Below are 221 nucleotides of genomic sequence, written 5' to 3' on the forward strand. Positions count from 1 at the left end.
CTTCCAGATGGTTCTAAAGCAACAGCGAAAGCCGATCAAGATGGAAACTTCAGTGTACCAGTAAGTGCCTTGAAAGAAGGCGATAAAGTATCTGTAACAGCAACCGACGATGCAGGTAACAAGTCAACACCGACATCAGCTACAGTGCCAGATACAACAGCACCAGCAGCACCAAGTGTAAGCCCAGTTACAGCAGGCGCTACAGCAGTTACAGGTACAGC

At 48.4% G+C, this 221-nt stretch carries 1 protein-coding gene; it reads left to right on the top strand.

Features of this window, described 5'->3' with window-relative positions; translation table 11 throughout:
* The coding region (locus tag HMPREF2728_RS10795) for an Ig-like domain-containing protein (protein ID WP_186822185.1) at positions 1–221 on the top strand (221 nt) is incomplete at both ends.

The organism is Streptococcus sp. HMSC061D10 (genome assembly GCF_001808865.1).
In the GTDB taxonomy this organism is placed as follows: domain Bacteria; phylum Bacillota; class Bacilli; order Lactobacillales; family Streptococcaceae; genus Streptococcus.